16 protein-coding genes, 1 tRNA gene and 2 riboswitches are annotated in these 14,353 nt (G+C 33.0%); of the genes, 2 read left to right on the plus strand and 15 right to left on the minus strand.

The genetic code is table 11. From position 1 onward, the window contains the following. Window positions 1-66 precede the first annotated feature (66 nt). From grdD to bsdE14_RS02365, 13 genes are all read right to left on the minus strand, one after another. Entirely contained in the window at window positions 67-1,221 is a 1,155-nt protein-coding gene (gene grdD / locus bsdE14_RS02305) for a glycine/sarcosine/betaine reductase complex component C subunit alpha (protein ID WP_264848320.1), read from the minus strand. A gap of 27 nt (window positions 1,222-1,248) precedes the next feature. Next, window positions 1,249-2,796: a glycine/sarcosine/betaine reductase complex component C subunit beta gene (grdC, locus tag bsdE14_RS02310; protein ID WP_264848321.1), complete on the minus strand. Its 1,548-nt coding sequence runs from the start codon at window positions 2,794-2,796 to the stop codon at window positions 1,249-1,251. A gap of 190 nt (window positions 2,797-2,986) precedes the next feature. After that, window positions 2,987-4,294, minus strand: a complete 1,308-nt coding sequence (gene grdB / locus bsdE14_RS02315) for a glycine reductase complex selenoprotein B (RefSeq protein WP_264848322.1) — start codon at window positions 4,292-4,294, stop codon at window positions 2,987-2,989. 29 nt (window positions 4,295-4,323) lie between these two features. Then, window positions 4,324-4,791: a glycine/sarcosine/betaine reductase complex selenoprotein A gene (gene grdA / locus bsdE14_RS02320; protein WP_264848323.1), complete on the minus strand. Its 468-nt coding sequence runs from the start codon at window positions 4,789-4,791 to the stop codon at window positions 4,324-4,326. Between the two features lie 64 nt (window positions 4,792-4,855). Beyond that, window positions 4,856-6,142: a glycine/sarcosine/betaine reductase component B subunit gene (locus tag bsdE14_RS02325; RefSeq protein WP_264848324.1), complete on the minus strand. Its 1,287-nt coding sequence runs from the start codon at window positions 6,140-6,142 to the stop codon at window positions 4,856-4,858. A 112-nt stretch (window positions 6,143-6,254) separates the two neighbouring features. Beyond that, window positions 6,255-6,587 (minus strand): thioredoxin family protein, encoded by a 333-nt coding sequence (locus bsdE14_RS02330; RefSeq protein WP_264848325.1) that lies wholly within the window; start codon window positions 6,585-6,587, stop codon window positions 6,255-6,257. An 84-nt stretch (window positions 6,588-6,671) separates the two neighbouring features. Continuing rightward, the gene (gene trxB / locus bsdE14_RS02335) at window positions 6,672-7,604 is read right to left on the minus strand and encodes a thioredoxin-disulfide reductase (RefSeq protein WP_264848326.1); all 933 of its coding nucleotides are present in this window, start codon (window positions 7,602-7,604) and stop codon (window positions 6,672-6,674) included. A gap of 25 nt (window positions 7,605-7,629) precedes the next feature. Beyond that, window positions 7,630-8,007 carry a GrdX family protein gene (locus bsdE14_RS02340; protein ID WP_264848327.1) on the minus strand — a complete coding sequence of 126 codons (378 nt, stop codon included), beginning with the start codon at window positions 8,005-8,007 and terminating at the stop codon, window positions 7,630-7,632. Between the two features lie 113 nt (window positions 8,008-8,120). Beyond that, a riboswitch (glycine riboswitch) is annotated at window positions 8,121-8,177 on the minus strand. 3 nt (window positions 8,178-8,180) lie between these two features. Then, a riboswitch (glycine riboswitch) is annotated at window positions 8,181-8,281 on the minus strand. Between the two features lie 145 nt (window positions 8,282-8,426). Continuing rightward, a complete protein-coding gene (locus bsdE14_RS02345) occupies window positions 8,427-9,266 on the minus strand; it encodes a DegV family protein (RefSeq protein WP_264848328.1) in 840 nt (279 codons plus the stop codon). Between the two features lie 14 nt (window positions 9,267-9,280). Beyond that, window positions 9,281-9,748, minus strand: coding sequence for a tRNA (uridine(34)/cytosine(34)/5-carboxymethylaminomethyluridine(34)-2'-O)-methyltransferase TrmL (trmL, locus tag bsdE14_RS02350; protein WP_264848329.1), 468 nt, complete (start codon window positions 9,746-9,748; stop codon window positions 9,281-9,283). A gap of 47 nt (window positions 9,749-9,795) precedes the next feature. Then, window positions 9,796-10,617 (minus strand): Cof-type HAD-IIB family hydrolase, encoded by an 822-nt coding sequence (locus bsdE14_RS02355; RefSeq protein ID WP_264848330.1) that lies wholly within the window; start codon window positions 10,615-10,617, stop codon window positions 9,796-9,798. A 145-nt stretch (window positions 10,618-10,762) separates the two neighbouring features. Beyond that, the gene (locus bsdE14_RS02360; protein WP_264848331.1) at window positions 10,763-11,863 is read right to left on the minus strand and encodes an N-acetylmuramoyl-L-alanine amidase family protein; all 1,101 of its coding nucleotides are present in this window, start codon (window positions 11,861-11,863) and stop codon (window positions 10,763-10,765) included. A 115-nt stretch (window positions 11,864-11,978) separates the two neighbouring features. Next, window positions 11,979-12,248 (minus strand): hypothetical protein, encoded by a 270-nt coding sequence (locus bsdE14_RS02365; protein WP_264848332.1) that lies wholly within the window; start codon window positions 12,246-12,248, stop codon window positions 11,979-11,981. Window positions 12,249-12,424: 176 nt separating this feature from the next. Here bsdE14_RS02365 and bsdE14_RS02370 point away from each other — a divergent pair, with 176 nt between their 5' ends. Beyond that, the gene (locus bsdE14_RS02370) at window positions 12,425-12,922 is read left to right on the plus strand and encodes a hypothetical protein (protein ID WP_264848333.1); all 498 of its coding nucleotides are present in this window, start codon (window positions 12,425-12,427) and stop codon (window positions 12,920-12,922) included. An 84-nt stretch (window positions 12,923-13,006) separates the two neighbouring features. Here the strand turns inward: bsdE14_RS02370 and bsdE14_RS02375 are convergent, their stop codons facing one another. Then, window positions 13,007-13,612 carry an FMN-dependent NADH-azoreductase gene (locus bsdE14_RS02375; protein WP_264848334.1) on the minus strand — a complete coding sequence of 202 codons (606 nt, stop codon included), beginning with the start codon at window positions 13,610-13,612 and terminating at the stop codon, window positions 13,007-13,009. 165 nt (window positions 13,613-13,777) lie between these two features. On the opposite strand from bsdE14_RS02375, the gene bsdE14_RS02380 reads away from it, so the two are divergent. Then, window positions 13,778-14,158, plus strand: coding sequence for a winged helix-turn-helix transcriptional regulator (locus bsdE14_RS02380; protein WP_264848335.1), 381 nt, complete (start codon window positions 13,778-13,780; stop codon window positions 14,156-14,158). A gap of 103 nt (window positions 14,159-14,261) precedes the next feature. Here the strand turns inward: bsdE14_RS02380 and bsdE14_RS02385 are convergent. Next, window positions 14,262-14,344, minus strand: a tRNA-Leu gene (locus tag bsdE14_RS02385). Window positions 14,345-14,353 lie beyond the last annotated feature (9 nt).

The raw sequence follows: 14,353 nt of genomic DNA on the forward strand, positions 1-14,353 counted from the left end.
TGCACAATATTATTGAAATAGTTTTGTGCATAGCTACAAGTCTGTAATTTATTGTGCTCTAAGGAATTAGAACCCAGCTTTTTTCAAAGCTTCTACAGCTTTTTCACTATCTTCTTCATTTACTAATATTATTGGTCCAGTACAGCCCATTCCGCTTTCTGAATAAATGTTTTCCTTCCAAAGCGCCTTACAGGCATTATCAAGTTCAAGAATATCTATTCCTGGAATTGCAAAAGTTACAACCTTTTTTGGTGGCACTTTAACTTCTTCAGTTGAAGCAGCTTCCTTTTCCTTTGTATTTTTAGCAATGATATCTTTCAATCCTGCTTTATTAGCCTTACCAAATTCTTCTCTTGCCTTTTGAAGTACATTATTCTTAGCGCAAGTTGCACAGTATCTTAGAGCCTCACAAATCAGTGGTGCTCCTGATGCTCTGGAAACTATATTTATTAGCTTATCATAGTTCTCACCAATTCCTGGTCCATAACCAAAGCCTACTGTTTCATAATCTCCACCTGTGGTAAAGGATGAGAATATCTTTATAAGCAAGTTTCCTGTTAATGAGTCACATACCATAACATCAGGTGAACCCGCAAGTAAATCATTACCTCTCATTACAGCTCCACCATCAGCTCTTAGTGAATCAGCAAATTGGAACTGATAACCTTTTTCTTGAATTTCTTTTAATATCTTTTCAGTTTTTCTTGCACCATCAATATTTAGAATTCCCACCTTTGGATTTTTAATTCCAAGTGCTTTAGCAGTTGCTATACCTGATATAGCATTCATAACCATTCCTTCTACTCTATTTGTTGATGTAGTACCAGTGGTAGTAGAAATGATCATATCTTTTCCTCTAGCAGGAGTAACAACTCTTCCTACAGTAGACACTCCTATTGGAAAATCAAAGTGCTGAGTTACACAACCATCTAATTCGCCTTTTTCTAGAAGCGAAGTCATTAGTTTATGACCTTCCTCAGCAGTATTTGCTTCAATAGTTTCAAGTCCTGACTCATTTTTAGGCCCTATTAAAACTATTTTAAAATCATCATATTTTTCTGATGCCATTACTGCTGCTTTTATCATTTCATCAATACCATGCTCGGAGCCTAATATTGTTAATCCTATTCTTACTTTTTTACCGAAGCTTCCACTTTTTATTCCGTCAGCAATTTCATTAAAAACTTCAGCAATCATTTTTGAAGCCATGTTTGTATCCATTGTATCACCTCTTTTTTTATAGGAAGGCTACTGCTTTTTATCAGTTAAGTAAGCAGCAAAATCTTTCATAGCGTCTGCTACCATTAATTTGATTTCATCTTTGCTTACTCCTGCACCTTCAGCAGCTTCAGCATTTCCATTATTCTTTTCTACTAGTATTGAAACTCCATCAAATAGGTTAGTCATTCTACCAAGGAATAAGCTTCCTTTACCTATTATCATAAAGTTATCCATTTCACCAGCAAGCATTTTATCTCTTCCATGTCCAACTATTGGCACTCCTGATGGAATATGTCCTTGAGTTGGAGCAAATCCTGGGTATCCATGTTCAGTTACAAAACTTGGAAGATCTTTTCTATCTAATTGTCCTTTCTTAACTGCTAGAGCACCTATCATCTTATAGTTTTGAGTAGGTACATCTCCAGCACCTGCTGGTTCAGTTATATCAGGAGTTTGCATTTCTGGAGCAAACTTATTGATATCAGTAATCTTTAGTCCATTTTTATCTAGTGGATCAAGTACTAATGCTTCTAATACTGCTTGTGGTGAAGCTCCATGTCCAATTGTATGTCTTCCTATTACATCAGTTCTTAATATTGGATTTATGCCATCATTTTCAGTAACTAGGATTGCAAATCCTCCTAAGCAGTCTTCAAGTACTGGAAGTCCTTTTTTTACGTGGTCTTTTCCATTCATACCAAGCTTTGCAGTAGCTCCTCCAGCCACAACTACAACACTCTTGTAAATCCCTGATTTAACTAATGAAGCAGCTGTTATAAGTGCGTGGGTTGGGCCAGCACAGAAGCCTCTCATATCAGCACCAGTTGCAGCTTTAAGGCCAGCAACTTCTCCAATTGACTTAGCTATGTTTCCGCCGCCTCTTTGGTTCATATCACCAATAGCTTCTTCTGAGCACTCAATTATATATTCAATTTCATCAACATTAATTTCTGGATCATTTACTAAATGCATAAGAGCAAGTACTCCTGATGCCTTTACAGCTAAATTTTCCACCATTATATGTGATGAAAGATTCTTATCAAATTCATGCGCTCTTCTTACACATCCAACTAATTTTTCGCCTTCATATAATCCTTCAGCTAAGTGATTTTCAACAAGTGCTGCAATATTCTCAGCAGCTTCACCTTCACCTAAAGCTTCAACTTTTGTCTTTAATACAGGATGTGCATCAAACTTAGCTTTTACTCTGTCAGTAAATTCTTTTTCAAGCTTTACTAAGTCAAAAACATCAGAAAGCTTCATAAGTCCATAAAACTCGTCTTGTGGCATTATTTCTCCAAATTTACCGAATCTGTTTGCACCTTCTACATTTTCATTATGCCATGGTCTTTTTCTAACATTCAATTCTTCAGGTGTCATGTTTCCAATGTAAGTTTGATTAGGAGCATAACCTACAACTTCTTCAAAACTTCTTAAATGTTCTGGTATTTGCTTTAAGTATTCTGAATCTGGGTTAGTTTCTCTTTCTAATGTTTGAGTTGTACCATTATGAGTTATCATATCTGGTGTATTAACTAGGATATAAGATGCTTTTTTAATAACTGGGAAACTCATATTTTGCCCTCCTTATTCCTTATAGAGGCATAACTTTTTTGTATGTCTCTTTAAATATTGATATATATAAATATTTAATCTTGTCATCTCTGTTTTTTATCTATAAAAAATGGAGAATTAGGAGAATTAAATTATGTCATTTCCCCACTTCTCCACTTTTTACTTTATTTATATTTTTAATTAACCTTTACTAGTCTTCAAACACCTTTTGTCCTTCAACTGGAGTTTCAAGTGCTCTAAGAGCTTTTTCAACTAATCTCTTTCTTAAAGCATACTCATCCTTCTTATCTAAGCTTGGGTTTCCAAGTGGGTGAGGTATAGCAATTGTTGGAACTATTCTGTTAGCACCAACTGTTAGAGATATTGGAACTACTGTACACATATGAACAACAGGAAGACCTGCTCTTTCTATTTCTTTAACAAGCGTTGCACCGCAACGAGTACAAGTTCCTCATGTGGACGTTAATATAACTGCAGTAACTCCATCTGCAATAAGTTCTTTAGCAATTTGCTCTCCAAACTTCTTTGATGATGCAACAGCTGTACCATTACCAACTGTACTATAAAAGTATCTGTGAAGGGAACCAATCTTTCCTTCTTTTTCAAATTCTCTTAATACGTCTACTGGTATAACTCTATCATTATCAGCATTAGCATAAGTTGGGTCATATCCACCGTGTGCTGTTTCATAAGTTTCAGAAGTTAAATCATTAACTCCTTCAATATCATACTTACCAAACTTAGATGCACTGGAGGATTCTATATGATCTGGGTTTCCCTTTGGAACTGTACCACCTGAAGTTACTATAGCTATTTTAGCCTTAGTAATATCAGCTACTGGTGGGTTTGGTTCTACTCTATCGAATACTGGCATTTTAAACTCAGTAACGAATTCTTCACCCTTAAGCTTTTTAACAAGCATGTCAACTGCTCTTTTTGATCCTCTTTCAGTAGCAAAGAAATTCTTTCTTATTCCTCTTTCAATGTATCCTTCTTCAGCAGGAGCTCCTATTGCTTCACCCTTAGCTAGCTTAACTGCAAGTTTAGCTATCTTAGGAAGAGCGTCTCTCATACCTACAGCACTGTTTTTAGTTTCAACAATATATACAAATTTCTTGTACATATCAGCACCTGGATTTTCTATATACATAGCAGTTAATGCTGGTATATTTAGAGTTTCTTGTACTGCTGTAGCAATAGCTCCACAAGCAACACCATATCTTCCTGCGTTAAATGCAGGTCCTGCTATAAATAGGTCTGGGTTGTAACCCTTTATCATTTCTATTACTTCAGCCTTAGCTTGATCCATATTTTCATTGAAATATGAGTCTCCGCATATAACTGTAGCAACTATCTCAATGCCTTGAGCTTTTAAAAGACCATTAAGTCCCATACCTGGTCCTACGAATCCTTCTCTAACTTCTGGCTTTATATCTGCTTTTTCTTCTCCACCGATACCGGCGTAAAATTGGTTAATATAGTGAACGACACGTATCAAGTGTGCTCCCCCCTCTCGGAGTATTTTTTTTATTTGTATTGTGAATACTGATCTCTTACGTTCTTAACTTCACTTATTATAGCGTCTACGTCTAGAACCATTTCCATCATTCCGCACTGCTCATCATATACAGCTGCATCAAAATCTTCCTTAACTTCTGGCTCAACTACATGATACACTGCAAGGCCTAGTGAAACTCCTGCTAGTGGTCCTGCAAAAGTTGGGTCTCCAGCAGTTACTGTCTCAGCTGATAGTCCTGAAGCTTCTGCTTCAGCTCCACCTATTAAAACAACTACATTTTCTGCACCATACTTTTCAGTAATGTCTTTAACTCTTTGTTGGATCTCCAGATCCATAGCACCTGCAGCTGTTCAAACGAAGCATTCTGTTGAAGCGAATACTACTTCAGCACCAGCGGATTTAGCACATTCTTCAATAGCTGGTCCTGGTATACCATCTCTATCGCCAATTGCGATAACTTTTTTATCCTTTAACATAATATCCTTCCTTTCAATAAATTCTATTTGATGTATATTACCGTTATTAAAATCTTTTTTGTTATTAGAATCCTCTAGCAGTTAAGTAGTTAAATCCTACTTCACTAGTAGCTCCTGTAATAACTTGAATTTCTGCATTTATAGATCCATCTTCTCTTAAGCTTCCTACATAACCTCCAGCGATTATGTTAGCTGCTTCTGGGTGTCCTATAACTTTCTTCATTACAGGAAGTGTAACAACTTCATTAGCATTTCCTCCTGTTACTACTGCATCTCCCTTTGGAGTTGAGTCAGCTAGTGATTGAGAACTTCCATCTCTACCAGCATATTCATCAGTTATTAGAACAGTCTTTATTCCCTTATCTGTAATCTTGTTGCAGTTCATAACTAGGTCTGCATCAGGATTACCAAAGCCTTCTTCTGAAACTATAACTGCATCTGCTCCTAAGAATTCTACAAGTTTAGCAGTCATATCTGAAGATCTTTGCTTATCAGCAAGGTAAACATTTTCGTTTGTTATTACACAGCCAAGGAAGTTATAATCCTTTCCGTGTCTTTCATATAAATCTTCAATTACTGGGTGATTCATATGAACATATGATGGGTTCTTATCGCAAGCTGAAACACAGTTTCCACTAACTATAGCACCATCAAATACTTCTGTTGGATATATAAATGTTGGTATTATCTTCTTAGCATCTACTCCATAAACATAAGTGTCGTGAAGAAGACCTTGAGTTTGAAGCATATAAACATAAACTACCTTTGGAAGGTCTGGATATTGCTTAACTTGTTCAAGTAATGGCAATGTCTCATATGTTTTAACTTCATCTGGCTGAATATCCTTACCAGCTTTTCCAAGATAAGTAGCAGCTTTAAATCCAACTATTCTTACTGCTTCTTCATGTTCATGTTGTAGAACTCCATCTTTTGGTTCACAGATAATAACAACATTGTTAGTCTTAGAGAATGGAGTATATCTTGCTCCTTCACCACTCATGTCAATAATACCTTCTTGGAAACCAACTATTTTACCAGTAGTAACAACAGCTGCTCCCTTTAAAACATGAGTTCTTCCTGAACCAACTGTATCAACCTTGTTAATGAATCCAGGGAATATGCCACCCTTTCCTTCAACTTTAACTCTTGGTTCAATTACATCTTTTACTGGAATTATTCTTGTCTCCTCACCAGGCTTTGCCAAATCTACATCGATGGATTGTAATCTTTCATCTCCGCCAATTTCCTTTAATAACTCTTCTTTGTTTATATAAAGCACTCCATTTTCAACCTTTGTTGCAGCTGCAAACTGGATATCCTTTATATATATTTTTCCAAGTTCTAGACGCAAAGCGGTCACCTCCCTATAATTTTTGTTTATAATTTTCAACTACTTTTGTAGTTGTAATTACTTTAGTAATTTAGTGGAAAAAGCAGTGCGGTGAATTTTCCACTTTCTATTCTTAAAGAACGTCGTAAGTTTTCTTTATGAAGATTTCTACATCTTCTAAAGTACTGATTTTATCTGGAGTTACAGTATCAATTTTTTCTCCATTTTTGTATATTATCATAGTTGGAAGTCCTAAAACTCTTTGAGCTATAGCAACTCTTCTAGCAACACCAATATTTAAACTAGCAAACTTTATTTTGTCGCCATATTTGTGTTCTAATTCATGTACTCCAGGCATAAGTTCTTTACATATTTCACACTTATCTCCCCAGAAGTCTACAAATACAGGTTTTTCAGTATAATTAATAACTTCTTCTTCAAAATTTTCCTTATTTAATTCTATCATTTTCTTTCCCTCCATTTAATAATAGATTAACTAAACCTTTATTAAAAAATAGTATATATAAATTTAATGCAACCTATTTATGAATTAAGCCTCATTAAATTCATTTTCTATATAGTGTTCAGCAGTTGTAGCTGCAATTGCACCGTCAGCTGAAGCTGTAATTACTTGTCTTAGAGATTTTCTTCTAACATCTCCTGCAGCAAATACTCCAGGTATATTAGTTCTCATATCTTCATCAGTAATAATGTATCCAGTTTCATCAAGATTAATCTTTCCAGTAAATAGTTCTGTAATTGGAAGATATCCTACGAATACAAAGCATCCATCTACCTTTAAATCACTAGCTTCACCAGTCTTAACATTTCTAAGTACAAGACCTTCTAATATTTCATCTCCCTTAGCTTCATCAACTACGGAATCATATATAACTTTTATTTTTGGATTGCTAAGAACTTTATCTTGAATTGACTTAGCTCCTCTAAATTGATCTCTTCTATGAATTACAGTAACATTTTCAGCAAATTTAGTTAGATATAGAGATTCAGTTAATGCGGAATCTCCTCCGCCTACAACTGCTACATCCAATTCAGTAAAGAAATCTGCATCGCAAGTTGCACAGTAGGAAACTCCCTTACCTCTAAGCTCTAATTCATTTTTAAAACCAGCAAGTCTTGGATAAGCTCCAGTAGCTATTATTATAGTCTTAGCTTCATAAGTTTCTTTCTTTCCAACTACCTTCTTAATCTTGCCTGAGAAATCAACTTCTGTTATTTCATCCTTTACAAATGCAGTTCCAAATTCTTCTGCTTGTTTTCTCATTCTTTCTATTAGAGATGGTCCAGTACAATCTTCTATAGATCCTGGATAGTTCTCTAATTCATCAGTAGTAGCTGTCTGACCTCCAAATTTTCCTCTTTCTATTAAAAGAGTATCCATTTTTGATCTTGCAGCATAAAGTCCTGCTGCTAAACCACCAGGTCCTCCGCCAATTATTATGGTGTCATAAATGTGAGCCATAGTTATTCCTCCTCATTTTCTAATGTTATTTTAATACATTGTATATTAAATCATAATCAATAAGTTTAAAGTCCTCTAATACTCTTTCGTTCCAATTTGGAACTGAAAAATCTCTTAAAAATTTTTCTAAAGCACTTATGCTTTCTTCAATTATGTTTAAAGAAAAGTCATCAATAGTATTATCCGCATTTTTGGATATAATAACCGTTCTATAAGGAATTTCATTCGGTTTTATACTACTCATTAGCGGGTGAGTTAATACTCTGTGTCCTTTATGAACATAATCCCTAACTTTTTTGTATACTTCCATTACATTTTTTTCAATGTATTCAACTGTACAATTTTGTGCAAATTTATCCTTTGCCATTGGATTGTTAGTAATTATTATCATAGGTTCTATCATGAGTCTTCTCCTTGTCCATAAAGAATTTTCTTGTTTTTCTGTAAACAGCAGTGCAAATTAGGAACTTTTTTGAAAATAAAAAAACAGAATGCAAAGGCAATATAGCCCTTGTACTCTGTCTTGTTAACCTGAGAGATTTACTCCTTCGGTGCTTCATTAGCTTTCCAGAGGTATGTCCATTATCGGTACTTTTGCCTGAGAGATTCACACAACTCGGCTAGTTGAGCTTATTCCTTCGGCCGTCCATTAAAAGACCCTCTCCCGATAATATCATCCATATCATTATTAATTTAAAAAATCTGAATTAATTAAATGTTATCCTTTTCACTATCATTATATAACATTATTAGAAATATTTCTACTGGTTTATGAAATATTTATGTTAAATTTTTAACTTTTTTGAAGCCATTAATTCACTTTTAGTATTCCTCTATAAAAAAAACACCAGCAGCCCTTGTGCCTGAATGAGTTCCTACTACGCAGCCTACCTCAGCTTCAATAAACTCCTGTCTATTGTGTAACATGTTTTCTCTTAAAGCCTCTAATATTTCTTGATTTTCTGCATTTAAAACCATGCAAAATTCCCCTTGCTTAATTCTTTTTTCATGAACATAATCAATTAATGTTCTAATAGCCTTTTTAGTTCCCCTAACCTTATCCATAACAGCTATTTCTCCATTTTTCACTTCAAGTATAAGTCTTATTCCTAATGCACTTCCTATAACACTAACCGTCTTAGAGAGTCTTCCACCCCTAACCAAATTCTCTAAGCTTTCAAACGCTAATGCACTTTTAACATGAGGAATATCCCTCTTAATTTCATCTTCAATAGCTTCTATATTCTTCCCCTCACCTTTAAGCCTGCATGCTTTTAAAACAATTAAGCCAAGTCCTGAAGTAACATTTACACTATCAATTACTGTTATATCACTAGTTTCAAGCATATCTCTTGCGATACATGCAGATTGAAATGTGCCGCTCATCTTAGAGGATATATGAATGGATAAGATTTTATATCCTTCTTCTAAATATTTCTTATATACATCATAAAACCTGTTTGGATTTATCTGTGACGTAGTAGGAAATATATCACTCTGATTCATTTTAGCTATAAGTTCTTTGAAGTTTATATCAATACCATCTAAATAACTTTCATCACCAAAGGACACTACAAGCGGTAATACTTCAATATCATATTTGTCCACAAGTCCTTTTGGTAAATCCGCTGTGCTGTCCGTTATAATCTTAATCTTCTCCACTCATTCATCCCCCTCTATTTCATGTTTGGAAAATTCATCTGGCGTAGTGCTTCATATGCAAGTATTGCTACAGTGTTTGAGAGATTTAATGATCTAGTGCTGGTTTCTAGCATAGGCACTCTTATTAAATTTTCAGTATTGCTATTTCTAATTCTATCAGGAAGGCCAGCAGATTCTCGTCCAAAAACTACAAAATCTCCTGGTTTATATTGCACATCTGTATATATTTCGCTTCCCTTTGTAGTAGAAAAATAGAAAGTTGAATCCTTATACTTTTCTCTTAATTCCTCATAAGATTCATAAATTTCCATGTCTAAATACTGCCAATAATCAAGTCCAGCTCTTTTAAGATGTTTTTCATCCAAGCTAAAGCCTAAAGGCTTTATTAAGTGAAGCTTAGAATTGGTAAGTACACAAGTCCTTGCTATATTTCCTGTATTTTGTGGTATTTCAGGTTCAAATAAAACTATATTTAAATTCAAAATTTACGCCTCCTAAAACATTCATTTATTCAATAAAACAAATTATACTATATCAGTATAAACTTCTCAATAGCCTTAGCTACGCCACTATTTTCATTAGTATCTGTAATAAAATCTGCGATTTCTAAAACTTTCTCTTCTCCATTAGCCATAGCTATTCCTAAACCTGCATATTTAAGCATGGATATGTCATTTTCATTATCCCCGATACATATTACCTCTTCTTTATTAATATTATAATACCCTGCTAATATTTCTACGGCTCTACCTTTGCTTACACCTTTACACATAATCTCAATATTATTTTCCCTAGAACTTACAACTTCTAGTTCATCCTCTAATGCTAATTCGCTTTTAGCACTCTTTATCTTTTCAATATCATCATCAACAACAATACATTTTAAAATGCATTCCTTATTTTCCTCAAAAGTCTTTTCCCAATTATTAACTACTTGTATTTTTATCTGCATCTCTTTTGGTAGAGTCTTGTTCATCTTAAAGTATACTTCTGAGGAATATATTATTTTTTCAGTAAATACTGTATCTGATGTATTGAAATGTGGATACAATCCATATTTTTTTGCAATACTTAAAACCTTTTTGCAATTATCTGCACCAAGTACTGACATATAAATAATCTCATCCTTGTCTTTCTCCCTCACATAGGCACCATTTGCACATATCAGCGGTACCTTAGTGCCAACAATTTCTGCAAAATAATTTGCAGATGTAAACAATCTGCCGGTACATATTGCGACTTTTACTCCTCTATCCTGTGCCATTTTTATTGCCATTTTATTTTCTTCGCTAACCTTACCTTCATTATTTAAAAGAGTTCCATCCATATCTGTACAAAATAATTTATACATTTCATCAGCTCCTCTTGCTTTTATGATGTCAGATTAATTATAGCAAATATACTAAACTATAACAAAGTCTTCAATTTTATATCAAAAAAAGTTAAAGCATATAGGTTTTTCTTTTTATAATATACCCTATATGCTTTACCAACATTTATTTGTCATCTGCAGTTGCAGTTTTATCCCTACTCATATCAGTTTTTGATTTATTGTAATAATCTATTCCTTTATTTTTATCTGAATTCAAGTAGTTTAAAAGACCATTGCAAATATTGTTACCAAAGTTCTTTAATACTTCTTCTTTAGAAAGCTTATCTCTATCTTCTTCATTACTTAAAAAGCCGCATTCTAAAAGCACTGCTGGAACATTACTATATCTTAAAACTGCTAGCCTATCTTTTATTATACCTCTATCATACCAATTATCACTTTTTAGAATTTCCTTCTGCATTGTCTTTGCCAGTGCCATTCTTTCATCCTTTTGCTCACCTTTATCATTGAAATAATAGTAGGAAGCCACACCTTTATATTTACTTTCTTTATTGCTATTTATATGTACTGAAATAAAGGCTTCAGCATTAGCTTTATTAGTAATATTACCTATCTCCTTAAGATCAACCCATTTATCCTCATACCTTGTCTTAATGATCTTACAACCTTTAAAAATCAATTCTTTTTCTGCATAATTAACAATTTTATTGGTTAGGTCTTTTTCATATATATTTTTCAAATTTGTTCCCTTATCCACTCCTCCGTGTCCGGGATCTAATACAGCTACATGATTATAGGGTTTTTCTTTTTTACTTAATAACACAATTATTTTTTTCTTATCAGCATTATCTATATATATATAGTTATTTTCTTTAAATTGCTTATTAAATTTTAGTATTATTCTATTTTCATTTTTATCATAGGTTACATCCTTACCTTGTACCTTACTACTTGACTTTATATTTACATTGTCTATAGCATCCTTCATAACAGAAACCTCAATCAAGTCATTTTTTTCATCATAATTAAGTTTCTCAATGCTTTTTTTGCAATCAATTGTATATTTTTTATAGAACTCATTTTCTTCTAAAGTGATACTCCCATTTTTATCTGCTGCCAAGGCTACATTATCCATTAAGGCATGTCCACTGGCAGAATTAATTATTAAACTTAAAAGCTTTGATAATAAAATTATCATTATTAAGAAAATTAAACAAGCTACTGCAAACTTTTTTTTATTCACAATCTTAATTTTTTTATTCATTCTTAATCACACCCAGCCCCAATTTATTAATACTATATTATAACATCCTTCCAAAAATTTCAATCAAAAAAAACTTACCTCTATTTTAACATAATATTAAAATAGAGGTAACCTCTTATTCTATATAAGCATCTTCAACTTTAGCTACATAATGATCTAATCCTTCGTTAACAAACATTACAACCTTGGGCTCACCAGTTTTATCTAATCGCGCTGAATAAGCCTTAAGTCCCTCCCTATCCAATTCTTCACTTCTTTTTACCTCTATGTTCCCATCACTATAATAATCGTAATCGGAATAAGCATTAGTTATTTCAGTTTCTAGCTTATCTGCTTGACAATCAATATTTTTGATGTTTTCTAAAACTCTTCTAATGTCTGACATAGCCTTTCCTCCTATTTGCTTTTTTAACTTTAATTTAGTACTATTTTAGTATATCTTGAAATACTAATATTATTAGCTCATAGAAGGTAAAAGGTCTAAACAACCTTTTATGGGTAACTTGCGAGAGGCATTGAGCACGATTAAGTTACCCAGTGTTTCGAGTGGAAGGAGAAACCATGAAAATAGTATTTTTAAAAGTAACTCTAAAAGCTGCCTTTACTGAGAATCAACTTGTTAAAGGTGGATGGCAGGCAAAGGATCCAGGGAAATTATATACAAGATCAAAGGGTATTTATAGATTTAATTATATAGTTAAAACATTTGGCAAAATAAAAGTAAGTGAATTACATGCAGTATTAGATTCTGAAGAAACTATCTTAAACTACAATAATTTATCAGAATTTACTTTTGAAGACTGCTGGAGTATTTTGTGGAATAAAAGTTATACTCCAAATTCAGTTGAAATTATTATGAAAAAGAACCTATTTGATTACCTTATTAATCTAGGTTGGAAGCCTTCAGTACTTGGAGTTATTGATTATCTACAGGAGGATAATGAACTTAGCTACTATTATCCTGCTCCAGAGGGTGAAGAACTCTATAAGCTTGTCGACGACAATCCTTGCGATGTACTGAGTTATATTTCAAAGCTTCGAGCATTAAATATTATATAAACTTATATATAAGCTTTATAATATAAAAAAACTTCAACGCTGGCTTTAACCTAGCGTTGAAGTGCTGTATATATGATTCTCTCATTAAAAATTCTTTGCTTTTTCCTTAGCCTTTTCTATAGTCTTTCCAACAATAGCATTAACATCATTTCCTATTATGTCTAAACCATCTGCTGAAATAGTTGTAAAATCAGTTATTCCTAAGAAACCTAATATTGTTCTTAAATATCTGTCGCCCATTTCATAAGATGCTGCAGGTTCACTTGTATAATCTCCACCTCTTGAAGTAATATTAACTACCTTTTTTCCAGTACATAGTCCTACAGCTCCTGATGCTGTATATTTAAATGTAATTCCAGTAACTGTTATATAATCTATATATGCTTTTAGTATTGAAGGAATGCTTAAGTTCCAAAATGGTTCTGCAATTACATATTTATCTGCTTCTAAAAATTGATATGCATACTTTAATATTGGATGGTCTTTCCCTGTTCCTTCTTTAGGTGTATGCAATTCTCCAAGTTCTCCTTTTGGAAGAAATTCTATTCCTTCTTCATATAAATCCAAAGTGATAATTTCATCTTGAGGATTTAATTTCTTATATTCTTCAATAAAACTATCCGAAATCTTAAAAGTTCTAGATTCTCCCTCTTTCTTTGCATTTGCTTTAATGTACAATACTTTACTCATGTTTTTCCTCCTACCTACAATTAAATATTATTTATGTTTTCTTTATTATTCTCTGTGAATATTTATTTATTATGCTATAATAATATCAATTAAATATCTTTTTAACAAGTAGACACTTTTTAGTGCCATAGTACCCAAAAAGATACTGTAAAAGGAGCTGGTTTTATGAGTGAAGAAATAAAAAAACATGAGTCTTGTCATATGAAGGAACAATGCTTAAAATATGATACATGTCCTATGGTATTAGTGCAAGATTTACTTTCAGGCAAATGGAAAATTTTGATTCTCTGGTATCTTAGTTATAATACACTAAGATTCTCTGATATTAAGAGAAGATTACCTAATATAACGCAGAAAATGCTTACACAACAATTGAGAAGCTTAGAAGAGGATGGCCTGATATTTAGAACAGTTTATAACATTATTCCCCCAAAGGTGGAATATGGCTTAACAGAAACAGGTAAAAAAACAATACCTATATTAAACATGATGCACAGCTTTGGTTCAGAATACTTAAATGAAAATAATATTAATATTACTGAATAAATTTAAATACTAATTATAAGAACCACTTCAATTAAAATCAATTGACTTAATTTTATATAAAAAAATAAAACTTGCATGTCTTTATCACTGCAAGTTTTATTTTTGGTGCGGATAACAGGATTTGAACCTGCATGGTTTCCCGCTAGAACCTGAAACTAGTGCGTCTGCCAATTCCGCCATATCCGCATAATCATT

It is taken from the genome of Clostridium omnivorum (assembly GCF_026012015.1).
GTDB classification, from domain to species: domain Bacteria; phylum Bacillota; class Clostridia; order Clostridiales; family Clostridiaceae; genus Clostridium_AX; species Clostridium_AX omnivorum.